The organism is Paenibacillus sp. 01T431 (assembly GCF_056398625.1).
In genome coordinates this window covers 131,107-155,940 of sequence record NZ_JBFTPT010000007.1, presented here as the reverse complement: position 1 = coordinate 155,940, position 24,834 = coordinate 131,107, and the positions used below count along the sequence as shown (strand labels likewise).

At 46.1% G+C, this 24,834-nt stretch carries 25 protein-coding genes; 13 read left to right on the top strand and 12 right to left on the bottom strand.

Going from position 1 to position 24,834, the window contains the following annotated elements; genetic code table 11:
- Positions 1-84: 84 nt before the first annotated feature.
- Entirely contained in the window at positions 85-969 is an 885-nt protein-coding gene (locus AC1DM9_RS14800; RefSeq protein WP_477580698.1) for an AraC family transcriptional regulator, read from the bottom strand.
- Positions 970-1,131: 162 nt separating this feature from the next.
- On the opposite strand from AC1DM9_RS14800, the gene AC1DM9_RS14795 reads away from it, so the two are divergent.
- The 5 genes from AC1DM9_RS14795 to AC1DM9_RS14775 all read left to right on the top strand — a co-directional run bounded on the left by AC1DM9_RS14795 (position 1,132) and on the right by AC1DM9_RS14775 (position 8,396).
- The gene (locus tag AC1DM9_RS14795) at positions 1,132-2,541 is read left to right on the top strand and encodes an MATE family efflux transporter (RefSeq protein WP_477580696.1); all 1,410 of its coding nucleotides are present in this window, start codon (positions 1,132-1,134) and stop codon (positions 2,539-2,541) included.
- 101 nt (positions 2,542-2,642) lie between these two features.
- On the top strand, positions 2,643-3,131 hold the full coding sequence (gene infC / locus AC1DM9_RS14790) for a translation initiation factor IF-3 (protein ID WP_477580939.1): 489 nt from the start codon (positions 2,643-2,645) through the stop codon (positions 3,129-3,131).
- A gap of 265 nt (positions 3,132-3,396) precedes the next feature.
- A complete protein-coding gene (locus tag AC1DM9_RS14785) occupies positions 3,397-5,751 on the top strand; it encodes an FdhF/YdeP family oxidoreductase (protein ID WP_477580694.1) in 2,355 nt (784 codons plus the stop codon).
- A 57-nt stretch (positions 5,752-5,808) separates the two neighbouring features.
- The gene (fdhD, locus tag AC1DM9_RS14780) at positions 5,809-6,618 is read left to right on the top strand and encodes a formate dehydrogenase accessory sulfurtransferase FdhD (protein WP_339206430.1); all 810 of its coding nucleotides are present in this window, start codon (positions 5,809-5,811) and stop codon (positions 6,616-6,618) included.
- Positions 6,619-6,677: 59 nt separating this feature from the next.
- Entirely contained in the window at positions 6,678-8,396 is a 1,719-nt protein-coding gene (locus AC1DM9_RS14775; RefSeq protein ID WP_477580937.1) for an ABC transporter ATP-binding protein, read from the top strand.
- A 211-nt stretch (positions 8,397-8,607) separates the two neighbouring features.
- Here the strand turns inward: AC1DM9_RS14775 and AC1DM9_RS14770 are convergent, their stop codons facing one another.
- A complete protein-coding gene (locus AC1DM9_RS14770) occupies positions 8,608-9,255 on the bottom strand; it encodes a YitT family protein (RefSeq protein ID WP_477510957.1) in 648 nt (215 codons plus the stop codon).
- 151 nt (positions 9,256-9,406) lie between these two features.
- Between AC1DM9_RS14770 and AC1DM9_RS14765 the strand changes: the two genes are divergently transcribed.
- The 5 genes from AC1DM9_RS14765 (at position 9,407) to AC1DM9_RS14745 (ending at position 12,515) form a co-directional block, all read left to right on the top strand.
- A complete protein-coding gene (locus AC1DM9_RS14765; RefSeq protein WP_477548967.1) occupies positions 9,407-9,844 on the top strand; it encodes an Lrp/AsnC family transcriptional regulator in 438 nt (145 codons plus the stop codon).
- A gap of 30 nt (positions 9,845-9,874) precedes the next feature.
- Complete coding sequence (locus tag AC1DM9_RS14760) at positions 9,875-10,978, top strand: threonine aldolase family protein (protein WP_477580692.1); 1,104 nt, start codon at positions 9,875-9,877, stop codon at positions 10,976-10,978.
- A gap of 270 nt (positions 10,979-11,248) precedes the next feature.
- On the top strand, positions 11,249-11,617 hold the full coding sequence (locus AC1DM9_RS14755; protein WP_477580690.1) for a hypothetical protein: 369 nt from the start codon (positions 11,249-11,251) through the stop codon (positions 11,615-11,617).
- Positions 11,618-11,734: 117 nt separating this feature from the next.
- Positions 11,735-12,070 carry a hypothetical protein gene (locus tag AC1DM9_RS14750; protein WP_477548970.1) on the top strand — a complete coding sequence of 112 codons (336 nt, stop codon included), beginning with the start codon at positions 11,735-11,737 and terminating at the stop codon, positions 12,068-12,070.
- A 34-nt stretch (positions 12,071-12,104) separates the two neighbouring features.
- A complete protein-coding gene (locus tag AC1DM9_RS14745) occupies positions 12,105-12,515 on the top strand; it encodes a VOC family protein (RefSeq protein ID WP_339206440.1) in 411 nt (136 codons plus the stop codon).
- A 354-nt stretch (positions 12,516-12,869) separates the two neighbouring features.
- Here AC1DM9_RS14745 and AC1DM9_RS14740 read toward each other — a convergent pair whose 3' ends face one another.
- Positions 12,870-13,979: an ATP-binding protein gene (locus AC1DM9_RS14740; protein ID WP_477580688.1), complete on the bottom strand. Its 1,110-nt coding sequence runs from the start codon at positions 13,977-13,979 to the stop codon at positions 12,870-12,872.
- 152 nt (positions 13,980-14,131) lie between these two features.
- Between AC1DM9_RS14740 and AC1DM9_RS14735 the strand changes: the two genes are divergently transcribed.
- Complete coding sequence (locus AC1DM9_RS14735) at positions 14,132-15,037, top strand: DUF4275 family protein (protein WP_477580686.1); 906 nt, start codon at positions 14,132-14,134, stop codon at positions 15,035-15,037.
- Here the strand turns inward: AC1DM9_RS14735 and AC1DM9_RS14730 are convergent.
- On the bottom strand, positions 15,015-15,767 hold the full coding sequence (locus tag AC1DM9_RS14730) for a DUF6843 domain-containing protein (protein WP_477580684.1): 753 nt from the start codon (positions 15,765-15,767) through the stop codon (positions 15,015-15,017). The two genes, AC1DM9_RS14735 and AC1DM9_RS14730, sit on opposite strands and share 23 nt — an antisense overlap.
- Before the next feature lie 162 nt (positions 15,768-15,929).
- Here AC1DM9_RS14730 and trpS point away from each other — a divergent pair, with 162 nt between their 5' ends.
- Positions 15,930-16,913, top strand: coding sequence for a tryptophan--tRNA ligase (gene trpS, locus AC1DM9_RS14725; RefSeq protein ID WP_477580682.1), 984 nt, complete (start codon positions 15,930-15,932; stop codon positions 16,911-16,913).
- A 365-nt stretch (positions 16,914-17,278) separates the two neighbouring features.
- Here trpS and AC1DM9_RS14720 read toward each other — a convergent pair whose 3' ends face one another.
- The 8 genes from AC1DM9_RS14720 to AC1DM9_RS14685 form a co-directional block, all read right to left on the bottom strand.
- Positions 17,279-18,019: an ABC transporter permease gene (locus tag AC1DM9_RS14720; RefSeq protein ID WP_076268437.1), complete on the bottom strand. Its 741-nt coding sequence runs from the start codon at positions 18,017-18,019 to the stop codon at positions 17,279-17,281.
- Between the two features lies 1 nt (position 18,020).
- Positions 18,021-18,749 (bottom strand): ABC transporter permease, encoded by a 729-nt coding sequence (locus AC1DM9_RS14715; RefSeq protein ID WP_477580680.1) that lies wholly within the window; start codon positions 18,747-18,749, stop codon positions 18,021-18,023.
- On the bottom strand, positions 18,746-19,657 hold the full coding sequence (locus AC1DM9_RS14710) for an ATP-binding cassette domain-containing protein (protein ID WP_339206451.1): 912 nt from the start codon (positions 19,655-19,657) through the stop codon (positions 18,746-18,748). The genes AC1DM9_RS14715 and AC1DM9_RS14710 overlap by 4 nt, the downstream gene beginning before the upstream one ends.
- A gap of 83 nt (positions 19,658-19,740) precedes the next feature.
- Positions 19,741-21,099: a HAMP domain-containing sensor histidine kinase gene (locus AC1DM9_RS14705; protein WP_477580678.1), complete on the bottom strand. Its 1,359-nt coding sequence runs from the start codon at positions 21,097-21,099 to the stop codon at positions 19,741-19,743.
- A 26-nt stretch (positions 21,100-21,125) separates the two neighbouring features.
- Positions 21,126-21,800 carry a response regulator transcription factor gene (locus AC1DM9_RS14700; RefSeq protein ID WP_076268628.1) on the bottom strand — a complete coding sequence of 225 codons (675 nt, stop codon included), beginning with the start codon at positions 21,798-21,800 and terminating at the stop codon, positions 21,126-21,128.
- 192 nt (positions 21,801-21,992) lie between these two features.
- Entirely contained in the window at positions 21,993-23,216 is a 1,224-nt protein-coding gene (locus AC1DM9_RS14695; RefSeq protein WP_076268433.1) for a cation:proton antiporter, read from the bottom strand.
- 2 nt (positions 23,217-23,218) lie between these two features.
- Positions 23,219-23,710: a cation:proton antiporter regulatory subunit gene (locus AC1DM9_RS14690; protein WP_339206454.1), complete on the bottom strand. Its 492-nt coding sequence runs from the start codon at positions 23,708-23,710 to the stop codon at positions 23,219-23,221.
- Between the two features lie 48 nt (positions 23,711-23,758).
- Positions 23,759-24,121 carry a hypothetical protein gene (locus AC1DM9_RS14685; protein WP_477548975.1) on the bottom strand — a complete coding sequence of 121 codons (363 nt, stop codon included), beginning with the start codon at positions 24,119-24,121 and terminating at the stop codon, positions 23,759-23,761.
- A gap of 212 nt (positions 24,122-24,333) precedes the next feature.
- Between AC1DM9_RS14685 and AC1DM9_RS14680 the strand changes: the two genes are divergently transcribed.
- Complete coding sequence (locus tag AC1DM9_RS14680; protein WP_076268430.1) at positions 24,334-24,795, top strand: cupin domain-containing protein; 462 nt, start codon at positions 24,334-24,336, stop codon at positions 24,793-24,795.
- Positions 24,796-24,834: the final 39 nt, after the last annotated feature.

The following is a 24,834-nucleotide window of genomic DNA, read 5'->3' as shown; positions in this document are numbered from 1 at the left end:
TTTTATGAGCAAGCAGGCAAGTGACTGATGTCGAAGGAAAAGCGTGATGTTCGGTGTAATGTTTTGGCGGGAATGCACCCATCCTTACCCATGAGAAAATCGTTGTCTATATTTGCGCGGCGATATGCTCTCGTATTTGGCAAAACAAGAGGTGAAATAGGCAGCGTGATTAAAGCCAACCTGTTCTCCGATACGGGCGATAGGCAGATCCGTTTGAAGCAGCAGCAGCTTTGCTTGTTCAATCCGGAAACGCATGAGGTAATCGAATGGCGCGCAGCCAAACTCCTTCTGCATGCATCTTGCGATATAAACGGGATGAAAGTTAATGCTGTCTCCCAGCTCCTGCGCGGTTATACTATCACGATAATGCTCTCGCAAATAGGAAGCTGCTTGCTCTGCGCACAAAATAGAGGGAGAAGGCCCCTCCGCTTCCATCGATGCGGATAAATGCTCGATAACCTCTTGGAATACAAGCTGCTGCTTCCATTTTACGCTGGGAATATGATCATTCATATTAAGCTGAACCAACTGGCGCAGCAGACTATCCATCTTGGAGGGCTGCAGCAGTTTAGCAAACTGGGGAAGCTGTTTGGCAAAGGTTTGTGCCGTATAAATGTTGGTGCTCAGTATTCTAGATTTGGAACTGTCAGGCGGTACCTCAGGCATGGATTGATCTGTTATACTCCACATCCCAGTCGTCTGAAAATGAATCCAGTAATAAGCGGTCTGCTCGTCGCATGCACGCGTTGCGTAATGATGGGCATCCGGCCTGAGAATAAGTGCGTGCCCTGCGCTCACTTCATAATGCTGGTCTTCTTCTCCCATGTATAAGCAGCCCCGCGTTACGACAAGCAAATCAAACACATTAATGTTGCATCTGCTTGGATGCTTGCGGCCAGAAGGGGCAACCGTATAACCCCCAATGATATAATGCGGCAGCGGTGGAATCGTCATATGAATGATGGTCATGTTAGGATTTTCTCCTTCAAATATTGAAGTTTGAATCGTTATAGTTTCAGTTGTAAAAGTGATACATCAAGCTCAGTATAGCATCTATAATTTGATATGACGATTGATGATAAGACAACGGATACGGCCGCTAGTAGGCAGCCGATGCAGGAGGACAACAGGATGGCTTTATCTAACAAAAAGATTTCGCTCTGGATGCTGGCGTGGCCAATATTCATAGAGCTGTTTTTACAATTTTTGCTCGGTGCGGCGGATACGCTGATGGTGAGCCGGATATCGGATGATGCAGTAGCGGTAGTAGGCTTCTCTAACCAGCTGTTTCAAGCGTTGACGACTTTATTTATAACGGTCGCGAGTGGAGCGGGCATACTCATTGCACAAAAAATAGGCTCCAAAAATGGCGAGGATGCTCGCACGATCGCTATAATGGCGGTGAAAGTAAGTGCCATCATTGGGCTTTTGCTTAGCGGGCTGCTCATCCTCATTCCAGGCGAGATCGCTGCGGTGCTGCAGCTTCCAGAAAATTTAATTCCTCTGGCAAAGACGTATATCTCGATAGTCGGCGGCGGAATGGTATTGATTGCGTTGATGTCGGCGCTTAGCACATCGATTCGGAATACGGGAAATACAAAGGGACCTATGTATACGGCAATTGGAATGAACATTGTGCATGTTTTTTTCAATTATGCGTTCATCTTCGGGGCATTCGGATTTCCAAAATGGGGCTTGATGGGCGTAGCTATCTCAACCGTGTTATGCCGCTTGCTCGCTACGATTGTGCTGTTCATCATGTTCCTTAGCTCTTTTGAACGTACAATTGCTCTTCGTGACTTTAATGTATTTAATCGTAAGCTGTTCGGCGAAATTCTCCGTATAGGATGGCCGCTTGGCGTAAATATGTCTTGCTGGGTATTTACGCAGCTGCTTATTTTCACCTTTTTGGCTATTCTCGGCTCGAATGAGCTGGCGGCACGGACGTATATGAATACGTTGGAATCGTTTTGCTTCATGCTTGGTTATTCGATTGCACTGGCAGTACAAATTCAGATTGCCCATCTATTTGGAGCGGGCAAAGTGAAAGAAGCGTACCATATCGCCTTCCGAGCGATGTGGATTGGGCTTGCGGTTGTGACGGTTAACGCGTTTCTTATCTATTTGTTTGGCAAGCAGCTGCTAGGCATGTTTACTGATAACAAAGAAATCGTAGCGTTAGGCGTGTCCCTGCTCGGAATGAATCTACTGCTGCAGCCGGGCAAAATGATCAATATGGCGCTCGGCAATTCATTAAATGCGGTAGGCGATACCCGTTTTACGATGTGGACTTCGGTATTCTCGATGTGGCTGATTGCGACGGGATTAGCTTATTTTGTGGGAATTCAACTTGGCTGGGGCTTGATCGGGATATATGCCTGCATGATCTTAGATGAGTACATCCGCGGAATATTGTCTTTAATTCGCTGGAGAGGCCAAAAGTTTCTGCGCAGAGCAGAGCGGGATGAGGCCGAAGCGAAGAGAAGTGCAGAGAGCGGCATTAGTGGAAAAACACGTAAACAAACCGCGCTGGATATCTAATAAAAGCGTATAATAGAGGAAGGAATAGACAGCGGCTTCGCAAGTGAAGGCTGCTGTTTTCCGTATTCACGGCAAGGGAGCGATTAACGGATATGGCATCGATGGTTATTATGAATGAAAAAATACGCGCCTCCGAGGTGCACTTGACTGGTTTGCGAGGCGAGGATCTAGGTATTGTCTCGCGTGATGAAGCATTGGCAAAAGCAAAGGAATTGAAAGTGGATTTGGTCTGCACCTCGCTTATGAGCAGCCCCCCGCCATGCAAGCTGGTAGCCAAAGGGCAAGCAAAGAAGCAGGCTGATCAAGAGAAGCGCGGAGCTAAGGTAAAGGAGCAGCCTAGCAAAGTAAAAGAGCTCCGCTTGACAGCGCATATAGAGGATCATGATTATGATACGAAGCTGCGGCAGGCAGCGAAGCTTCTTGGTTCAGGCAACGGCGTGCAGCTCGTTGTAAAAATTCAAGGCAAGGAAGGCCCCAAAGCGAAGGAGCTGCTGGAGCGCATGCTGAAGGATCTAGAGGAGAGCGGCAAGAAGCAATCCGGCATACAAGTAAGCGGGAAGCAAGCGGCGGTGCAGGTGCTGCCTTTATAAAGGTATGTTGAAGGTGAAAGGTAAGCAGCGGTGTAACTATTGCGTATAGAGCCTTTCTGATGGCGGCGACAACAGGAACTAACAGGAGGAGGCAACTGCTTTCTCCTAAAGCTGCATATAGGTTAGCTGATAGGATGATTGATGTGAAGGCTTCTTGCTTTGCATCTATTTTCAAATATAAAATGTATGCGCTTACTCATTTGTGGTAGCTTAGTAAGTAGAATGGCAAACGTTCCATAATGATCATTAACGGGGTGAATCATTAATGAAGAAAACATTGCATACAGGACCGATCAAGCTGCCGAGGCTGCCAGACCCTAAGCTGTGGGTGAGCAAAGCACCGTTTGGGCTAGGACGCATTAAGCCGCATCATATTCGTGACACGCTCAAGGTAGCGTGGGATAACCGAGACAGCTTGCCGTATGCGTATCGGATTTTGACGCAGGGTGTATGTGATGGCTGTGCGCTTGGCGTGTCCGGTTTATATGATCAGACGCTGGACGGTCCTCATATTTGCACGACGAGATTGAACGTCCTGCGGCTGAATACGATGCCTGCTATCAAAGGGGATGTGCTGCATGGCGATATTGAGGAGCTGCGAAAGCTCGATAGCACGCAATTGCGCAAGCTGGGAAGGCTGCCGTACCCGCTTATAAGAAGCAAGGGAGAAAGAAGCTTTCGCAGAATTTCGTGGGATGAGGCGCTGGAACGCATCGCTGCCAAAGCGAGGGCAATAGACCCGAAGCAGATGGCTTTCTACTTAACTGCGCGCGGGATAACGAATGAATCCTATTATGTGGCTGCAAAGGCGGCTCGGCTCATTGGGACGAACAATATCGACAACGCCTCCCGGATTTGCCACTCTCCATCCAAAACAGCGATGAAGCGCTCTATTGGGGTAGGTGCCTCTACCTGCAATTATAAGGACTGGATTGGTACGGATGTGCTCGTTTTTTGGGGCAGTGTGGCAGCGAACAATCAGCCTGTATCGACTAAGTATATGTACGCAGCTAAGCGCAAGGGTACCAAAATCATCGTGATCAACCCCTATCGCGAGCCGGCGATGGAGGGCTACTGGATACCGTCTATACCGGAATCAGCTCTCTTTGGCACGAAGCTGGCAGACGATTTCTATCAGGTAAATATCGGCGGTGACATTGCTTTCATGCACGGCGTCATGAAGTGCTGGTTTGAGATGGAGGAGGAGCAGCCAGGCTCAGCGATTGATCATGCTTTTGTAAGCGCGCATACGAAGGGGTACGAGGAGCTGAAGGCACATATTCAGCAGCAGGACTGGGAGCTGCTGGAGAAATCATCCGGGCTGACGAGAGAGCGGATGCAGGCTTTTGCTGCTTTGCTTGCCGAGGCGAAGTCGGGCGTATTCGTATGGAGCATGGGGCTGACGCAGCATCGATTCGGAACGGACAATATTTCGCAGGTTGCCAATCTTGCGCTGCTCCGCGGTTTTCTCGGGCGGGAGCATTGCGGCTTGATGCCGATTCGCGGCCATAGCGGCGTTCAAGGCTCAGGCGAAATGGGGGCTGACCCCTTTAGTCTGCCTGGCGGTGAGTTCAAAGGTGCGGATATCCGCCGTTTAGAGGAGCTTTGGGGCTTCAAGCTGCCGGATTGGCAGGGTGACATTGTAGGCGTATCGCTTGAAAACGCAATGTTGAACGAGCATGCCGATCGTAAGCTGAAGCTGTTCTATACATCAGGCGGCAATTTTATCGAGACGATGCCTGATCCTGATTTTGTGAAGCGCTGCTTAGAGAGCGTCGAATTGCGGGTGCATCAGGATATCGTGCTGAACAGCTCGACACTTGTAGATGCGCAGGAGGAGGTTATCGTACTGCCTGCCATGACAAGGTATGAACAGCCAGGCGGGGGTACGTCAACCTCGACGGAGCGGATGGTTTATTTTTCACCAACTATTGAAGGGCCGAGGATTGAGGAAGCGCGTGCGGAGTGGCAAATCTATGCGGATCTAGCTGCACGGATTAGGCCGGAGCTCAAAGCGGCTATCGCGTTCAAAGATGCTGCTGCTGTGAGGGAAGAGATTGCGATGGCTTCACCGAACTATGAGGGCGTAGAGCTGCTGCGGAATCAAGGAGACGTATTCCAATGGGGCGGGGCGTGGCTTTGCGAGGGTGGTTTTTGTCCAACTTCCGACGGGAAGGGTACTCTGCTGCCCATTGAATTGCCAGAGCTTCGTATACCGGAAGGGCATTTCTATGCAACGACAAGGCGCGGAAAGCAGTTTAACTCTATGATTTATGGCGAGAAGGATGCTTTTAACGATGCAGGGCGCTACGACGTGCTGATGAATGAAGCGAATTTATCGGAGCTTGCGATCGCCGAAGGTGATGCGATTGTTGTATATAACCGAAGCGGGAGCTTCCATGGCAGGGCGAAACCAGCGGATATTGCGCCAGGCAATATCGAGTTGTATTGGCCGGAAGGGAATAGTCTATTTCCAAAAGGAGTATATGAGCCGTTTGCAGGCATACCGGAGTATAATGCTTCCGTTATCGTAGAGAAGGCTGAAACCTATCATGCCTTTAAGGATACCAAGTATATGGAGAAGCGGATTGTGGAGCTGGAAATCGAGCCGCCGGCGTAGAACTGCTGTGGTCATAATGATGCATAAGCAAGCTGAGCGTAGAAGGGGAGTATTCGAATGGATCTTTCGAACACGACAAAATGGCGCATACTCAAATACGATAGCAGCGGCCACTGGGAGAAGGATGACGATATCGCTGCGGAATATCCGCTTACTCTGAAGCTAGGCGGTGAGGAATTTGCAACGATGGTATGCTCGCCATCACATTTGCAGGAGCTGGTCATTGGTTTCCTTGCTTCCGAAGGGGTTATACGTGCTGCCGGTCAGGTGAAATCGCTGCGGATCGAAGAGGATACTGGTTTTGCCTATGTTGAGCTAGAGCATAAGCATACGTTAAGTCAGGATCATTACGCGAAACGGTTTATCGGATCATGCTGCGGCAAGAGTAGGCAGTTTTATTTTCACAATGATATGCTGACGGCCAAAACGATCATGACCCGCACTAAAATATCTGCTGAGCAATGTATTCGCTTTATGCGCGAGCTTCAGGAGGCATCCTCGGAATTTCGCAGCACGGGCGGTGTTCATAATGCAGCCATTGGAACGCCATCGGAGCTGCTTGCTGTAAGAACGGATATTGGGCGCCACAATGCGCTCGATAAGCTGTTCGGCTATTGTTTGCTGCACCGTGTTCGGACTTCGGATAAAGTGATTGCATTCAGCGGCAGGCTCTCCTCGGAGGCGGTGCTGAAAGCGGCCAAAATCGGCTGCGGCATCATGCTCAGCAAGTCGGCGCCTACTGATCTTGCTCTTCGTTTGGCAGAGGATTTAGGCATTACCTGCGTCGGTTTTATTAGAGGCGGAGAGATGAATGTATATACCCATCATGACCGAATCGATTTCGGCGATGGATTGACAGCATGGTAGTGATTGTATATCATTTTAAATGAAAATGATTATCACCATGTGACAAGAAGGAGTTTATGATGCTTTTACGCTTTTTTTCCTACTACAAGCCTTACAAGAAGCTTTTTCTGCTTGATTTCTGTTGTGCAGTAGTGCTGGCGATTCTTGAGCTGTGCTTCCCCTTGGCAGTCAGCTATGTAATAGATACGCTGTTGCCTGACGAGAACTGGGGCCTTATCGTTACAGCCTGTGCTATCTTGCTTCTGATTTATATTATTAATACGATTTTGTCCTATGTAGTCACCTATTGGGGGCATATGCTTGGTATTAATATTGAGACGGACATGCGGAAGAAGCTGTTCGACCACGTACAGAAGCTGTCCTTCCGTTTCTTCGATAACACGAAGACCGGTCATCTAATCTCGCGTCTAACGAATGATTTATTCGAGATTGGCGAGGTTGCCCATCATGGCCCAGAGGATATGTTCATTGCTGCGATGACGCTCGTCGGAGCGTTCGGCATTATGGCGTATATTAATTTGGAGTTAGCCATTCTTACTTTTGTTATTGTGCCAATCATTATCTGGCTCGTTCTGATGTTCAACGGTAAAATGACGAAAGCTGCGAATCGGTTGTTCTCGGATATGGCCGATTTTAATGCTCGAGTAGAGGATACGGTTGGCGGGATTCGTGTTGTTCAAGCTTTCTCGAACGAAAGCCATGAGAAAAAGCTGTTTAAGGTGAACAACCTGCGTTTCCGTGAAGCGAAACTCATTTCCTACAAAATCATTGGTTTGAACTCTTCGATTACCTACATGCTGATGAGACTTGTATCTGTATTCGTATTGATTGCAGGCACTTGGTTCGTTATTAAAGGTGATCTGAAGTACGGCGAATTTATTAGCTTTGTTTTGCTTACGAACATCTTCTTTAAACCGATTGAAAAAATCAATGCAGTTATCGAAAGTTACCCAAAAGGCATTGCCGGCTTTAAACGTTATGTGCAGCTGCTGGAGACAGCGCCTGATGTTGCGGATAAACCCAATGCGAAAGAGGTTAACCGCCTAAACGGGAATATTGAATATCGGAATGTTACGTTTGGTTATGAAGGCGAAGCGAAGGTGCTTCAAAATATCGATCTTACTATTCGTGCAGGTGAGACAATTGCCTTTGTTGGACCTTCCGGCGCCGGCAAAACGACGCTTTGCAGCTTGCTGCCGCGTTTCTATGAAATTGAAGGCGGAAGCATATCCGTCGATGGCTATGATACTCGTGATTTGAAGCTGGATTCGCTCCGGAAGCAGATCGGTATCGTACAGCAGGATGTGTTCCTGTTCGCAGGTACGATTAGAGAAAACATCAGTTACGGCAAGCTTGGCGCATCGGATACAGATATCTGGGAAGCCGCGCGCAGAGCGAAGCTTGAAGAATTCATACACGCGCAGCCGGACGGACTGGAAACGGTAGTGGGCGAACGCGGCGTTAAGCTGTCTGGCGGACAGAAGCAGCGGCTTGCGATTGCGCGGATGTTCCTCAAAAACCCGCCTATCCTTATTCTCGACGAGGCAACTTCGGCACTCGACACTGAAACGGAAGCAGCAATCCAGCAGTCGCTGGCAGAGCTGTCTGTGGGCCGCACAACGCTTGTTATTGCACATCGCCTCGCTACGATCAAAAATGCGGATCGCATTGTTGTTGTAACGGAGCAAGGAATTACCGAGCAAGGCCGTCATGAAGAGCTTGTATCGGCGGGCGGCATTTACAGCCGCTTGCATCATGCGCAGTTTGGCAACAGATAATTTAAAAGGAAGGCTGCCGATATCGATGAATCGGCAGCCTTTTTTTTATTAACAAAGCAGCCGAGGTGCTTTATCACTAGCCGCTAGAATGAAACTTACAGGCACTACTAGGCATTAAATTCACCCAACACAACCCCACCCATTAAACCAAAGCATCAAGCATTACAACTTACTCAGCTCCATGCTAAAGGAACTAATGGTTCGGTCTTGTTTAAACGGTATTCGCGGCGCCTGACAATACTTCTTGTTTGTCTTTCTTTGCGCCTGTTTTCCTTCTCTTATAAAACGACAAGAAGGCCGATGTAACGGCAATCGACAAGGCAGAGTACAATCCGCTTTTAAGAGGAAATACGGATAGACTAGTGAGGACAACTAGAAAATCAAATGCGAAGTTGGTAATCCCAGGGTTGACGCCATGCTTTTTGTGCAAATAGATGGCTAGTATTGTCGCGCCGCCGAGCGAAGCACCGTTGCGGAATAAGGCGGTAATGCCTGCTCCGATGAATAATCCTCCGACGATCGCTCCGATTAGTGGCGGAATCGTAAAGGCAGGCAAGATATCGTTTATTGCACTTAATGAGGAGAGAAGCGCGATCGCACCAATGGTTTTGAAGGTAAAGGATTTGCCCATGTAAAAGTAGGAGAAAATTAGAAATGGAAGATTGAGCAATAAAAACAAATAGTGGAATGAGACTTGCAGCTGGGGTGATAAGCTTAAAGAGAGTCCTGCTGTTCCTCCAGTTACGATATGTGAATGCTTTAAAATGACTAATCCGCCCACAGTAACGAAGCAGCCTATTGCAATATGAAGCCATTTGCTGATATTTTCCTTCATTTTGTAATCCAATATGCGTAACATCTCACATGCACCGCCTGCTTAAGTTTGTTACTATAAGAATACAAAACAGCATCAATCGTATATATAATAAACAGAATGAAATTGATGTGAATTTATATAACATTGAACGAATTTTTATTGTTTTTCCTGCAAAATGAAGGGGGTTGTGATCATGGATCAATTGGATCGTATGCTTCTCCAATTACTGCAGGAGGATGGCCGAATAACGGTGAGTGAGCTGTCCAAACGATTGTCTCTCAGCCGCCCCAGCATATCTGAGCGTCTGCTGCGCTTGCAGGAGAAAGGCATCATTACTGGATTCGGCGCACGAGTATCGCCTGCTGCTATCGGGAGAAACATACAGGTCATCATTCAAATGAGCGAATTGAAAGTATTTCCGATGGAGTTTGAGAAGCGCATCATGAATGATGATGAGATTATAGAATGCCACCGGGTAACAGGAACGGTCAGCTATGTTCTTAAAGCAGCGATAACGGGGATGGATGGTCTAAGCGAGCTTGTAGAGAGGCTTATGCCTTTCGGCAATGTCAACACGTCGGTCATTCTCTCTTCTCCTGTTATGAACAAAACCATATTGCCTAAGGAATAAACGATTAACGGAGTAAAGGAGACTTATAGGATGGAACAAACGAAGACATTAATTGAAGCATACAATCAAGCCGGCTATCCGTTAATTGGTCATGGAAAGCGGAATGTACAAGTTCTGAAAGAAGCGCTAGAGCAGTGGGACACAGAGCAGGATAGCGATATGTACGGCAATGGAGCGATAATTGAGAATTTTGAGGAAAAGATGGCTAAACTGCTAGGCAAAGAATCGGCTGTATTTTTCCCCAGCGGTACAATGGCTCAGCAAATTGCGCTTCGTATATGGTGTGACGAGAAGGGGAATAAGAAAGTCGGTTATCATCCCTTAAGCCATCTAGAGATTCATGAGAAAGACGGCATGAAAGAGCTGCATCATCTTGAAGCTGTACTGCTGGCGGATATAGAAAGGCCTGTCCTTCTTCATGATTTGCTTGGTCTAGAGGAAAAAATCGCTTGTTTGCTACTGGAGCTGCCGCAGCGCGAAATTGGCGGACAGTTGCCGGAATTTGAAGAGCTCAAGGCTATGTCGGCATTTTGTCGGGAGAGAGGAATTAAGCTTCATCTGGATGGTGCGAGGCTGTTCGAGATACTTCCGTATTACGAAAAGTCTGCTCAAGAGGTTTGCGCACTCTTCGACAGTGTATATATTTCGTTCTATAAAGGAATTGGCGGTATTGCAGGAGCGATATTAGCCGGAGATCGCAGCTTTACAGAGGAATCGAAGATTTGGAAAAGACGACATGGCGGTGATCTCATCAGCTTATATCCCTATATTATTGCTGCAGACTATTACATGGAGCGGCGCCTTCCACATATGAAGAAGTACTACAGGGAAGCGCAGGAGCTTGCTGCATTATATAACGGGTGCGAGGGCATGAAGACCATCCCGGAGGTGCCTGTTTCCAATATGTTTCATGTTCATACCACAGCAAAGAAGGAGCAGCTTGATTCAATCCTAATCGATATCGCAGCGAAAACAGGCATCGGCTTGACGCAATCTGTCCGTGATAAAGGCGAGGAAGGCTGCTATTTTGAGGTTAATATTGGCGATCGGTATGATGCGGCTCCTAAAGAAACGCTTCTTGAAGCTTTTCGATTGCTGGACAATAAGCTGCAACAGAAAGGGGAGAGGGAATAGCATTAACACTTTTAACTCGATTATGTCTGCATAACATGCTAAGTTATAAATGGTGGAAAATGAGATAAAATTTGATAAAACGTGGCAATCCATGATGTTAGCACATAATGTGAAATGAGGCTAAAGAAGGAGTGATCCATTCTGAAAAAAATCATTTTACTAATTGTTTGCTGTTTCCTCGTATTTGGTGGTTCTTATGTCTACTCGAAAGCGAAGCCGCCTTTAACAGCACAGGCGTTCTCTTCAACAAACGATAGACAAATTGTTTTAGTGATAGTCGGGAATAAAAGTTTGGTTGGATCTATCGATATTAATGAGGTATTAATAAATGATGGCGCCGTGCCTGAGCGAGTCAAAATACAAGTTAGCAGCCCTTCTAAAGGTTTTATTGTAACCGACCGCTTCGATGAGACGGAAGAAAAGGATTACTCATTTAAGGATCTGAATGAAGTGACCATTCCAACAGGAACATCTCCACAGGCACAGACGGCCAAAGAGAATAAAGGCAAAGTCACAGATGCGGATCATACCTATGCTCTAACAATAGGGGATAAGCAAACGATTGAATCGGTCACGATCAAATATAACCACCTCGGGATTTCGCATAAAATAACGATTTCGACGATAAAGGTTCAATGAGCTATACTACGTACAACATAAAGAATGATTAACGAGGTTAGTTTTTGATGAGGCTAAACGTTGGATAGCAATAGGGGTTCCAATTTATAAAATAGTACAGAGGAGGTATGTATTCATATGAAATATTCCTTTTGTGCAGGAGCGGCTTCTGTGGGATGTATCATGTTGAGCTGCCTTTTATTGTTTTGGAACCCTTACACGGATATACTGGTGAGTGATAAAACGATTCTTATCGTCTTTATGATGTTGATCCTTCCAGCTTGTATAGGAATTTTAGCTGCAATTTTGAGAAACCGAATGTTAATGCTAGTGGTACTCATCTGGTCGCTGCCGTATGGCATTTATTTATCTGTAGCATCTATACCGAGTATTTGGAATCTCTATGCAGCGGTACTCATTTTATATGTCATTTCCCTAATAAGGAAAGAAACCGCATATAATGGGGCATTATAAAGCAAAAAAAGACATGAAAGGACGAGACGAAACAATGGAGAAAGCAAATCAAAAAATTAAAACATTTTTTATGTTTGAAGGCAGAGCGGAGGAGGCTATGAACTTCTACACTTCATTATTCGATCAATCCGAAATCATAAGCATCCAGCGATACGGAGCGAATGAGACAGGCCCTGAAGGAACCGTGATGAAAGCTACATTTTCTCTAAAAGGACAACAATTTATGTGTATCGATAGCGGCGTCAACCATGGCTTTACGTTCACACCTTCAATATCTTTGTTCGTTACCTGCGATACGGAAGAGGAAATAGATCAGGTTTTTGAAAGCCTATCACTTGAGGGCAGCATACTCATGCCGCTTGCCGCTTATCCGTTTAGTGAGAAGTTTGGCTGGGTTTCAGATAAGTTCGGCGTTTCATGGCAATTAAGTCTTGAGAAAAGCTGATTGCTCCCTACTCCCCATCCGTTTCATGCAAATTGGGAAAGGTTGAAGCAGGCAAGAGAGAGATTCGAAGAACGTAGAGTTGAAATTCAACATATTCTGTACCCTGAACGATACATATGTGCACATATGAATTCTGAAGTCATGTTTACTTTTGATTCACAGCTATTTAAACAAACATGGCATAATGAACAGCCCTAAAGCGCTCGCTTTGGAGATTTACCACTTCGCAAATTCCAAACTCCCCGAAGAAGTTGATGTTTACATTCCAACTCATGAATAGTGCTGATGCAGAAGATAGTGGACATATTCCACCGTCTTCTGCATCTCGCTAGCGCAGCTTCAAGTTTGAAGCAGCTATAGCATCTCAACCTTTAGGTCAGGGAAACGACCTTGCAGTTCTGCTAAACGATCTAGTAGTGCAGCCTTATCAAATGGATATTTAAAAATGTCCGGATTCGGCTTAAAGGTAATGCTTGTGCCCGTTTCCTTCGTCATGCCTAAGACAAGCAGTTCACTTTGCGGTATGCCATGTTTAAAGTCTTGACGAAATACTTTTCCATCACGGCGAACCTCTACAGAAAGCTGTTCAGACAAAGCGTTAACTACTGGCATGTTTATGCCTTTTAACCCTTCGGAAGCTACAACGGATGCGCTTTTATTGTAATGCCCAAGCTCCGTAAGCACGGTTTGTACTGGAGTTGTTTTCGACTGAGGGAAGGCTTGAATCGGAATGCCTCGACCATTATCAGAGACGGTAATACTTGTATCGCTGTGAAGGACGATATATAGCTCCGTACTATAGCCTGCTTGGTGCTCCAACACCGAGTTGTCAATGACTGACCATAAAAGATGATTCGGATCGTACCCCTCTTTATTTTCGCCTAAATACTCTTCAACGTTATTTCTAGCCTCTGTAAGCTCCATATAATGGCTCGTATCGAGCAGATCAGTAATAGCGGTCAACAAAAGCAGCAGCGGAAGCGTTCGATGAGCAGGCAGAGAATACTTGCCTCCACGTTCCTCTTGAACCAAAAGGTCAGCCCCGAGTAAGGCTTTGGTATGGTGGTAAAGCTGACCCGTAGTTCCCAGGTTTAATCGTTCTACGATATCTGAGCCGGAGAGAGGCTCCAGCAATACAGCAAGCAGGATGTCGAGCCGCTGCTTATTCCCGAGTGCTGCCAAAATTTTTGCTACTTTATCGGTGTCAAGACCAAGTAAGTGATGGACTTCTTGCTGCCTAGGATCCCATCTGAAGCCATTGTGCCCACGATATTGCCCGGAATAAAAGAGGCTGCCTAAATCATGCGGGACTTCATCGTTTAATGAGTTCTCATTTAAATTCATGGTTAATGCTTGTTTTGGATTAGGACGAGTATTAATGACCTGAGTTAACATTTGTTTGAGCTCGTTCATCTCTTTGGTAAGTAAATCAAGCTCAGTTCCGTAGTCTCTAGAAGCTGTCAAACGGCATCACCTCTTAATATTATTGTTTTACGTAATTACGTTATACGATAAATTTAACATAAGTTCAGTCAATTGTAAACATAGCCCAAAAACTTTGTGGTACGATGAAGAAATATTTTAATAGCAGGCCTAACGCTTAAGGGGGTAAGGGATTGTTTTCGAAAAAGAGGCATGTGAGGATAGATTGGGAATGCTCCATTGAGGACGAAACAGATGCTCGCGTCTGTGTTTATGTCACATTTCCAGATTACTCCCGGTGGGTAGCTAATTTTTATACGGTAAAATGTATCGAATCCATCCGCAACGATCATTTGAGCAGCGGGGACAATACGTTCGTCTGGTTAGAAGAAAATTTGATTATTGTCGATAAAGTAAGTCGAGCACATATTGAGAAAATTATTGATGAGAGTATTGAACAGAATACATTCGAGTATTTATTTAAATATTTTGGCTGGGTTCAGGCACCGAATGTTGGACAATATCCTGACGGTTTCTTCGAAAGCAAGGGCACTATCGATCCGATTATAATCAGCAGCCAAGCGAGCACACTACGCGAAATGTTGGAGCATGCCAGCGATGAATTAAGAGAGGTGATCAAACAGTTTCTGTTTGGCGAATGGCAGGCGAGGATCGAGCATCTAAAGCTGGTACCTAAGCTTGAAGCTAAGTCTATGATTGTGGCTGAGGCAGAGCTTGAGGGTCGTGACATGAAGCGCGAGTGGGAAGACGTTTTTGCAGAGGGTTTGGATGCTCAAGAAAAGACGAACATTTATATGGAACAATATTTATGGCATGTTTTCAGCTATGCAAAAAAACCATGCTTAAGCAATGAACAGGCGGTCGAAGCATTCCGTAATGAGCCTAAAAAGGCATGTTATGTCTTCTATCAGCAGCATGATTTAGTGTTGTTTATAGAAGATGCAGCACATTTAATGCCTGAGGATGTAGAAAGTGAGCAGGATATCTATATTGTAGATGAGCATTTTAAGTGGACCTATGTGGTAACCCATGAGTCTGAATTAGGGCCATATTTTGTTAAGGCACAGTATACTCGCTAATCGTTACTCCAGGGTCGGAGCCGTATTTCATGATTTCGCCAGAGATCGAAATTTCCTTTACTTCATTGCCCAGTTCATCTACTAATACATGCCTAATGCCTCGCACAGGCCGAGGACTAGACGTTTTATAGATACCATTTTCCGAAATATTAATGACTTCATATCCTTTTTTCTTAGAGATAGGCGGAGAGCTTGAATCACCAAAATGAATGACAACAGTTCCGTGAAAGCTTTGCGGAATGTGATGGATAACTGGTCTGTTTTTCTCAGCCTCTGAGACCAGCATATTGATCGGCAGGTATATGATTACAAGTGAAGCAAGCAAGAAGATGAGATATCCCTTCTCTTTTATAGCAATAAGAGAACCTACAGAGAATACGATTGCAGAGCTGGCAAATAGTAAAATAAACAGTCCGAACTCAGGAGAAAAGAGATGCTGTATTCCCCATATTCCTAAGCCCATCATAACGGTAACGGAAGCTGCGGCAATGATACTTAGAACAATTAGCAGGGTAGTGCGCAGAAAAATAGCCGACTTCCTCCATCGGAACATCAGGGTGTAAAACGGGAGAATAAGGAATAGATACGAAGGAAGCGTCCAGCCGATTAGCTTGCTCGAATCACTTCCGAGGCTCTGATCATATACGAGCGTCAAATAACCTAAATAAGCGAGTACGCCTGCAAAATAGCTGGCTATAGCAACTAAAACGTAAAATAGCTTTTGTTTCATCGGGACAACACCTCTTCTGTGTGTATGGGAGCTTTGTACCCCTATAGCATAACGTTATACCGAATATCGCAATAGTTCTATCTTTTGTAGTACCGACCTCACGAAGCGCTTGGAGCAAGAATATCTCCAATAATTATTAGCCGCAAATAAGGAGGAAGTAACATGAAACGTATCCTTTCAGGAATAAAACCAAGTGGGGAGCTTAATATAGGCGGTTATGGAGGTGCGTTGCATCAATTTATGAAAATGCAGCATGACTTTGAGTGCTTTTTCTTTGTGCCGGATCTTCATGCGATTACTGTTCCTCAGGACCCGAAAGAATTGTTTCAGCGTTCTAAGGACATTGCCGCATTTTATATTGCTGCTGGAATTGATCCTAAAAAGGCGACGATTTTTATACAATCGCATGTGCCTGCTCATGTCGAGCTGGGATGGATAATGGAGACTCAGATTCACTTTGGAGAGCTGAGCAGAATGACGCAGTTCAAAGAGAAATCAGATGGGAAAGATTCTGTCAGCTCTGCTTTGTTTACGTACCCTGCCTTGATGGCAGCGGACATTCTCCTTTATCAAGCGACCCATGTTCCTGTCGGGGAGGATCAGAAGCAGCATTTAGAGTTGACTAGAGATTTGGCTGCGCGATTTAATAGTCGTTTTGAAAAAACATTTGTAATTCCTGAACCAATCATCCCCACTATTGGCTCCCGTATTATGGGGCTTGATGATCCAACTAAAAAAATGAGCAAGAGCAACCCCAATAAAAATAGCTACGTGCTGCTACTTGACTCGCCAGCTGATATTCGTAAAAAGCTCGCAAGAGCTGTTACCGATTCAGAAATGTCTGTGCGATATGATTGGGACAATAAACCTGCGGTCAGCAATTTGATCGAGATCTATGCGGTGTTCTCAGGAGAGTCCACCGAGACGATTGAAAGGCGTTACGAGGGCCAAGGATATGGCGGGTTTAAGAAGGATTTAGCCGAGGTTGTCGTCGAGAAGCTAGTACCTATACAAGAGAGATATAGAGATATTATCGATTCAGATGAGCTGATCCGTATCCTTAAAGAAGGAGCGATGAGAGCCTCGGAAACGGCTCGAATAACGCTTGTTCAAGCGAAACGCGCGATGGGATTCGTAACCTTTTAACCGAGCAGGCTGGAATTGCAGATAGAGATCAAAATCAACAGGAAAATCTCCAGTTAATTTTGCGATTATGCCCTTAATTTCCGAATTAGAAGGAATTTGTACCGTTAAATCAATGGAAATGGGCTGTTTCCTAAAATATTGCCTAGTTTAGCGGGAGAATTTCCCGTTAACCTGGTATTTATCGGAAAATAGCGAATTATAGCGGGAGAAATTCCTGTTAGCTTGCTTCTCTAGAAGCCAATAAGGCAGGACGTCGTCTAGAATGAGTTGCTTGGGATGAGTAAGTTACCAATACAGTAATAAAAAACGGCCAATCCCGCATCTGCAGCGGGATTGGCCGTTTTTTTTATTTCCTCCTAAGCGGCTTATACTTCTTTGCGAGTGAAATAAAGTAGGCCAATTGCAAAAAACAAAACAAAGCTGCTCGTTATCGTAATGAGCAAGTTTTCTAAAGGGAGCGCAAAAGCGCCGAAATTGTCGCCTTCGAAGCTTAGCATGGCGAGCATAGGTTGTGCCCATGGGTAGAAGGGAGCAAAGCGTTCAGAATTAACGATAAGCATATTAGGCAGCGTAAGCATCACATTAATGACGAGTGGAGCGGCAAAGCTGCTCCAGCTTACAGATACAAGCAGCTGCAGCGCGGCAAGCGGGAGACAGGCAAGCCAGCCGCTGCCAACTCCTTTCAGGAGCATTGCCCACGGGAGCGGGCCGTCGATGCCTTGATAGGTCGCTGCAATGATAACTGCTCCTAGAAACAGCAGCTGCGTTATGGCAAGGAGAACAGCGACTACGCTAAATTTGGCGAAGTAGAGTCCGATTCTAGACACGGGCAGCGTCAGCAGCTGCTTCCAGCCTCCTCCTACATGCTCGTATCTGCATACGAAAGCGGACAGAATGCCCGTTAATATTGGTAGGAACAGCATGGCGTGGAACGAAGCCATTGAAGCAATGAGCAGGGCATATTGAGCGGACGCATCCGGCGAATCAAACGATATTAACATGCCGAGAGCAAGTGACAGCAGCGAGCTGAGCGGGATGAGTATCCAAATAAACGTTTTGAATAACTTAATCCGTTCCGCAGCGACTAAACGTAGGAAACCCATCATTTCAATTCACATCCTTTTTGATGAAATGAAAGGCGCCAACAAGTAGAAGGATGCACCCGAGCAGAAAGCCTCCACCTACGAATAGCTCTCGCTGCGGATCCATATAACCTAGCATCGGCCAGTTTAACGGCAGCAGCTTTGACCAATCCTTTGAAATCAGGCCTGTGAATATGGAGCTGATTGCGATCAACACGCCAAACGTAATAGGAATGGCTTGATTTTTCATGGTCATGCATAGCCATACAAACAGCGCAAGCGCCGGGAGCGATGCGATAAACGGCAGGAAGCATAGCCGCAAAATATCGATTACTGGCATCTCTTTAAGCCCGAATCGCAACGATAAACCAAGCACAGCGGTACCTATCGCCAGCAAAACACATGATGAGAGCAGCAACAGGAAGCTTAATGCGAATTTTGAGCGGAACACGGCACCCTTGGAAATAGGAAGGGCGAGCAGCTGCTTCCATGCGTTTGTGTTATGTTCGATATTTGCTAGCAGGGAAGAGACAAGTGTCACTCCAAGAAATAGCGAGATTGGAACAAACATTTGGATGTCCTGAAGCAAGACCTCCCAGAGTCTCCCTGCATATCTGTTCGTTAAATAATCATAACGAAGTCCGAAATTAAGAGCTTGCATAGCGATCAATCCGATAGGGCCAATAAAGATAAGAAACCATAGCCCCTTGCCGCGTATTTTCAAAAAATCAGCTGAAAGTGCTTTGAGCATCATAGCTTACCCTCCCCGACAATTTGCAGGAAGAGATCCTCCAGTGATTTGCGTTTTTCCTCGACACGGTAGATAGAGTGGTCTCGCTCTACGAGATTTTTGACAATGCGTGCAAGCGCAGGGTTATCGGTATGCTCCAGCATAATGGCGGAACCATTTTGTACAGCGCCCACACCTTGCCGCTGCAAGGCAGCAAGTGCTAGCTCTGGCTCAGACACAACCAGCGATATTGTGCCTTGTGCCTGTTCATGCAAATGGCTAATCGTATCTTGGAAGACGAGCTCCCCCTGACGAATAATACCGACGGTTCCTGCTGTAAGCTCAACCTCGCTTAACAAATGACTGGATATAAGGACGGTAATGCCGTGCTGCTTAGGCATTTCTTTAATTAATTCACGAATTTCCAATATGCCGGATGGATCTAGTCCATTTGTCGGCTCGTCGAGCAGCAGCAGCTCTGGGCTGCCAAGCAATGCGCTTGCGATACCTAGTCGCTGCTTCATCCCAAGCGAGAAGCCTTTCACTGGACGCCGCGCTTCCTTGGCCAGTCCAACGATGTCGAGCACTTCAGCAATTTTGGATACAGGAGCACCGAGTATGCGGCGAATAGCTTCTAGGTTGTCGACGGCGCTTAAATGGCCATAGTACGAAGGGTATTCAACGAGCGAGCCGACTCGGCGCAATATAGATAACCTTTCCTTGTTCAAAGATTTCCCGAAAATATGAACCGATCCGCCCGAGGGCTGGATTAACCCGAGCAGCATGCGGATTGTCGTCGTTTTACCAGCGCCGTTCGGTCCAAGGAAGCCATAAATATCACCTTTTGCAATTTTTAAATTCAGATTGGACACCGCATAACGCCCTTTATAACGTTTGCTTAGTCCTTTCGTTTCGATTACCCATTCATTCACGTTAATCACCTCATTACTTACATTAACGGGTGAAGGTTAAACGAAGAGCTCCCCAAGTTTAAATTTTGTTTAAAAAATTAAAATCAATTTGAATAAATGTATATGGTCGTTCCGCTAGCTTGGGTATCCCTATGCCATTCGAGCTTCATTTCTTTCAGAAGATAATCGACAATGGCTAGCCCAATGCCTGCACCTTTGCCCGTCGGAGCAGCCTCTAGCCCGTTGCCATGATCGCGAATAACGAGCGCAGATTGGCCTAGGTAATACTCAACGGTAATGCCGATGTATTTGCCGCCGCTCGCATGCCTCGTCACATTTTGAAATAAATTATCCAGCACGCGGCGGAAACCTGCCTTATCGACAACACGGAGCATAGCGCCATCAGGCAGCTCCACATCAGCGACAACACCTTCCTGTTCCCAAAGGGGATACCAAGACGCGGCGCTCTCACGAACTAATCGCAGCAGATCCAGTGGCTCCAGCTTAAGCGGATATCGTCCGCTTGTCATGAGCGTGTAGGAAAGCAAATTTTCAATGAGGCTGTCTAAGCTGGTTATTTTTTGCTCCATCTGCTTCACAGCTGCTTGCGCATTCAAGCTTAATGGTTCCTTATGCAAGGAATACAGATGGCTGTTCATGACGGTTAATGGTGTTCTCAGATCATGCGACAAGCTGGCGATGAGCTGCTTGCGAAGCTCCTCCTCTGCACGCTCGCGCTCCTTGCTCTCCTTAAGCTGTTCAACCATCTCATTAAAAGCTGTCTCCAGCTGCCCGATCTCATCATTTTTGTTAATAAGGATCGGCATCGGAAGACCGTTGTCGCCATGCAGCGTCATCGCTGATTGCAGACTGAGCAGACGTTTGCGAATATGCCGGAAGAAGAGCAGAGATATCAAGAAGAAAAAGGCGAACATAATAAACAGAAACGCCAAATAAAAGGGTGTGCCTGAACCGACCGGCTTATCGATCTGAATGATGGAGCGCTGCAGCTGCATCACCATGAACCCAGACTCCTTATGGTCTGCGCCAAGGAAGGACACGACCGTAAAGGGATCGCTGTCGATGCTTGCTTTCATAAATTGAATGGAGCTGGCAGGTGTCCACTTGCTTGGAAGCTGCTCTTGTATAGGAAGCTGCAGCCTTGTTGATCCTGCAGAGTCAACCCAGAAGAGGGAAGCCTCGGGGTAAGTTTGTTTTAGCTCATGCAATCTTTTGTCGATTTTAGTGGGATCTTTCTCCGTTAACTCAGCGGCCTGCTTATGCCAAATTGTATTTAATTCTTTCCCGCTGCCATACTTTAAATAGTCCATATTAGCGGTTTGTGTATTTTCTTGAATGAGTATATAAAGGATAGAAGCCACCGGAAATATGATCGGAATAAATAGAAAAGCAAACAAAATAATAAGCAGGTAGCGAGACAACAAGGTTTGGCGAAACTTCATGCCTCCCGCGTGTGGTTTGGGCTTCTTCATGCGCGCACCCGATAGCCGATGCCGCGTACCGTCTCAATAATTTCAGGTGCAGCGGGGTTTCGCTCGATTTTCTCCCTCAAATAACGGATATGAACCATTAACGTTTTATCTCCATCAATAAAGGATTCTCCCCATACGGCCTCATAGATTTGCTCTTTCGTAAGCAGTTGTCCCAAATGGCGAAGCAGATAGCTGAAAATGTGAAACTGCTTGCCTGTCAGCATAATTTCTTCCCCGGTCTCACGGTTTTCCACCCGGTTTTGCTGCTCATAGACAAGCAGATGCTTAATCGCCAAAGGTTCAGCAAGGCGTGCGCCTGACCTGCGAAGGAGCACTTCGATGCGTGCGGTCAGCTCGTCGGGATGAAAAGGCTTGGTGAGGTAGTCGTCAGCGAACTGCAGCCCTTGCAGCTTATCATCGATGGAGGTGCGCGCTGAAAGCATGAGAATCGGGACATCCGGCGCCGCTTTTTTCAGCCGTTGTCCAATAGTAAAACCATCGAGACCCGGCAGCATAACGTCTAGGATGACGAGTCTGCAGCCTGCAGCGGCCTCGAGTGCATGCTCGCCGTTTTTTAACCATTCAACCTTATAGCCTTGCTCTTGCAAATGTTGTGAGACAAAGCTTCCGATTTCGATATCATCTTCAATATATAGCAGTGATGCCGTCATTTTTATAAATTTCCTTTCGTTCATTCATTTTGATTCCTTATTTTAACTGGTCTGCTTCGATTATACGGCAGAGCTTGGCGGAATGCATACCATTAAGCAACGTTTGATGTGAATCAGCAATAGGAATTTATTTGAAAATAAAGAAAGGGACTTAGCCGACAACGGCTAGGTCCCTTTCTATTCATTGCTTGGTCAGCCCTTGCTTCCAGGCTCCCGTGCTTTCTTTCCTTTTTCCCACCTAAATACTTTGTTTAACACTTTGAATACCCACTTTGACTCCTTAGTTAGAAGTGGTCCCAATATCGCCAGAATGAGTACATACAAGGCAGCGAATGGCTGCAGGAGCTCAAGCAAGCCGCCTGCTTTGCCGAGGTTCGCCATAATAATGGAGAACTCGCCGCGAGATACGATGGTCAAACCTATATTAGCCGATGCCTTCGGCGTTAAGCCAGCACTTTTACCGGCTAACATGCCTGCCAAGAAGTTGCCGAATAGTGTAACGGCAACCGCACCAAGTGACAGCCATACGGCTCCGCCAAGTGCGAATGGGTCGATGGTCAGTCCGAAGCTGAAGAAAAATAAAGCGCCGAAGAAGTCACGGAAAGGCAAAATCATATGCTCAATCCGCTTCATGTGAACAGTCTCAGCTAGTACTAAGCCTACAAGCAAAGCGCCGATCGCTTCAGCTACGTGAATCGTTTCAGAGAAGCCTGCTACGAGGAACAAGAAGCCGAATACGAGCAGCAGAAACAGCTCATTCGAGCGAATATTGAGAATTTTGTTCAGAAGCGGTGCAGCCTTCCTGCCGATAATCAAGAAGAGCAGCATGAATCCTAATGCATAGGAAGCAGACAGGAGTACTCCGCCTAAAGATGACGAATCACTGAGCACGAGTCCGGAGAGCACGGAAATATATACAGCAAGGAAGATATCCTCGAACATAATGATGCCGAGAATCATTTCTGTCTCCGGGTTGGCAGTCCTCTTTAAATCGACGAGCACCTTCGCGACGATAGCGCTCGATGAGATCGTTGTAATGCCGGCGATGACCATGGTTTCCGCTACAGGGAAGTCGTTGATCCAGCCAAATAATAAGCCAAGTGAAAAGTTGATCAGAATATAGATCGTTCCGCCTACCGCTATTGAGCGACCCGATTTCATTAATCGACCCACAGAAAATTCCAGACCTAAATAGAACAGGAGGAACAGCACACCTAGCCGCCCCATGAATTCAATTAGTTCTGCACTATGAATAAACCTAAAGTCCAGTATGCCTACGTGCGGAGCATGTGGACCTACGGCCATGCCGATTAAAATATAAAACGGGATGACGGAAAATCGAATTTTTGCAGCTAACAGCCCGACTAAGGCGATGAGTATAACAGCAAGACCGATCTCCAGCACCATGTGATCCATAATTAACGGCTCCCATTTTGCAGCATCAGCTTAAGTAGCTTCAGATGCTGGCGTTCACCTGCAACGATGAGGGTAGTATCTGCTTTGAATATATAGTCGGGGCCGGGATTAATATGTTTTGCTTCCTTCTCAACCGCAGCGATAATGGTCGCTCCAGTCGTTTGGCGAATATCGGCCTGGCCGATTGTTCTGCCAATGCATGCGGCGTTTGGTTCAATCTTGTACCACTCAATCGTTAAATCATCGAGTGCGACTTCAATCGTTTCAAGCGCTTTCGGCTTGTAAGTCATACCGCCAATGATGGCAGCGACTTGTCTTGCTTCTTCATCCTCTAGGGTAACCATGGAAATGCTATCATCTGGATCCTCATAGTCAAAGTGATACATCTCACGGCGTCCGTCATCATGAATAATAATGACAAACTTATCGCCGCTCCTCGTCATAACTTGGTACTTTCGACCAATGCCGGGCAGATCGGATTCTCTAATATTCATTGTGTATGCCTCCTCATTTGTTGTTAGTATACGAACAAAATGAGAGGATTAACCAACGAAATGGGAAGTGAATTTAATCGGAGTCATGAGCAGATCGCGCAATCTCTGTCGATAGGTAGTGACGAGTGCGGATAGGGTTGTGGAACGCCAATAAATAAGCATGAGAGCATGCATATAGGCGGCAACGAGTGCGTTTTCAGGTAAAAATGTTGTGGCAGTGGTGCTCTGTTTGCGTACGGTTGACGTCGCATATTTGGCTGCCGCAGTAATGCGGCTTGCACCAGCTGTTAACTCAAACATATTGCCTGCTTGGTAGGCGAACAGCGCTGCGAGCAGCAGCGGAACAATAAGGAACAAGTTCATTAAATGCTTGCGGCTAATGCGACTGAAATCATGTATGCCATTGTTCATCTGTCCACCTCCAAAAGATTTCGTTAATATAAGTATAACTTATAAATTGAAATTTAAAAAGGCGATGTTACATATTAACAAAGAAAAATTGATTATTGCCCTCTATTCCCAGCTGTTTAATAAATTGACGATAGACCCTAAGCGTTATAAAATAAGTAAACGATTTTTTTAAGGCGAATAGAACGTAAAAGAGAGAAAGAAGGTTGAAATGGATGGGAGCAGAAGTGAAACAATTGTCACCGCTCGTACAAACGCTTGGTTTGAAGGAGCATATTGAGGGTGGATGGTACAAGGAAATTTGGAAGGCTGGTTTCACAATACCGCAGGAGGTGCTTGGAGCTCCTTATTCAGGACCACGCTTCGCAGCATCATCAATTTATTTTATGCTTCATCCAGGTGAGTTTTCAGATTGGCATAAGGTTTATTCAGACGAGCTGTGGATGTGGCATTCGGGCAGTCCATTGATGCTGACGCTTGGCGGTACCGAAGATGCGCCGGAAACTAGAAAAGAAATTATTGTTGGGCCTGATGTGTTGGCAGGTCATCAGCCGCAAGCATTAGTTCCGGCTAACGAATGGCAAATGTCCCACCTGCTAGGGGACGAGCCTGTACTCGTTTCATGCGTTGTAGCTCCGGGTTTCCATTATGATGATTTCCAGCTCATTAAGCGATAATTACGATCATTAATTAAATGTTGAAGAGCCATCCGAGGA

Excerpts from the sequence above, each read along its gene's own strand:
- trpS (WP_477580682.1), top strand. The coding sequence starts at position 15,930 with ATGAAACGTATCCTTTCAGGAATAAAACCAAGTGGGGAGCTTAATATA.
- infC (WP_477580939.1), top strand. The coding sequence starts at position 2,643 with ATGGTTATTATGAATGAAAAAATACGCGCCTCCGAGGTGCACTTGACT.
- AC1DM9_RS14750 (WP_477548970.1), top strand. The coding sequence starts at position 11,735 with ATGAAATATTCCTTTTGTGCAGGAGCGGCTTCTGTGGGATGTATCATG.
- AC1DM9_RS14775 (WP_477580937.1), top strand. The coding sequence starts at position 6,678 with ATGCTTTTACGCTTTTTTTCCTACTACAAGCCTTACAAGAAGCTTTTT.
- AC1DM9_RS14760 (WP_477580692.1), top strand. The coding sequence starts at position 9,875 with ATGGAACAAACGAAGACATTAATTGAAGCATACAATCAAGCCGGCTAT.
- AC1DM9_RS14685 (WP_477548975.1), bottom strand. The coding sequence starts at position 24,121 with ATGAACAATGGCATACATGATTTCAGTCGCATTAGCCGCAAGCATTTA.
- AC1DM9_RS14730 (WP_477580684.1), bottom strand. The coding sequence starts at position 15,767 with ATGAAACAAAAGCTATTTTACGTTTTAGTTGCTATAGCCAGCTATTTT.
- AC1DM9_RS14690 (WP_339206454.1), bottom strand. The coding sequence starts at position 23,710 with ATGAATATTAGAGAATCCGATCTGCCCGGCATTGGTCGAAAGTACCAA.
- AC1DM9_RS14800 (WP_477580698.1), bottom strand. The coding sequence starts at position 969 with ATGACCATCATTCATATGACGATTCCACCGCTGCCGCATTATATCATT.
- AC1DM9_RS14700 (WP_076268628.1), bottom strand. The coding sequence starts at position 21,800 with ATGACGGCATCACTGCTATATATTGAAGATGATATCGAAATCGGAAGC.
- AC1DM9_RS14695 (WP_076268433.1), bottom strand. The coding sequence starts at position 23,216 with ATGGATCACATGGTGCTGGAGATCGGTCTTGCTGTTATACTCATCGCC.
- AC1DM9_RS14785 (WP_477580694.1), top strand. The coding sequence starts at position 3,397 with ATGAAGAAAACATTGCATACAGGACCGATCAAGCTGCCGAGGCTGCCA.
- AC1DM9_RS14720 (WP_076268437.1), bottom strand. The coding sequence starts at position 18,019 with ATGATGGGTTTCCTACGTTTAGTCGCTGCGGAACGGATTAAGTTATTC.
- AC1DM9_RS14765 (WP_477548967.1), top strand. The coding sequence starts at position 9,407 with ATGGATCAATTGGATCGTATGCTTCTCCAATTACTGCAGGAGGATGGC.
- AC1DM9_RS14745 (WP_339206440.1), top strand. The coding sequence starts at position 12,105 with ATGGAGAAAGCAAATCAAAAAATTAAAACATTTTTTATGTTTGAAGGC.
- AC1DM9_RS14770 (WP_477510957.1), bottom strand. The coding sequence starts at position 9,255 with ATGTTACGCATATTGGATTACAAAATGAAGGAAAATATCAGCAAATGG.
- fdhD (WP_339206430.1), top strand. The coding sequence starts at position 5,809 with ATGGATCTTTCGAACACGACAAAATGGCGCATACTCAAATACGATAGC.
- AC1DM9_RS14795 (WP_477580696.1), top strand. The coding sequence starts at position 1,132 with ATGGCTTTATCTAACAAAAAGATTTCGCTCTGGATGCTGGCGTGGCCA.
- AC1DM9_RS14680 (WP_076268430.1), top strand. The coding sequence starts at position 24,334 with ATGGGAGCAGAAGTGAAACAATTGTCACCGCTCGTACAAACGCTTGGT.
- AC1DM9_RS14705 (WP_477580678.1), bottom strand. The coding sequence starts at position 21,099 with ATGAAGTTTCGCCAAACCTTGTTGTCTCGCTACCTGCTTATTATTTTG.
- AC1DM9_RS14715 (WP_477580680.1), bottom strand. The coding sequence starts at position 18,749 with ATGATGCTCAAAGCACTTTCAGCTGATTTTTTGAAAATACGCGGCAAG.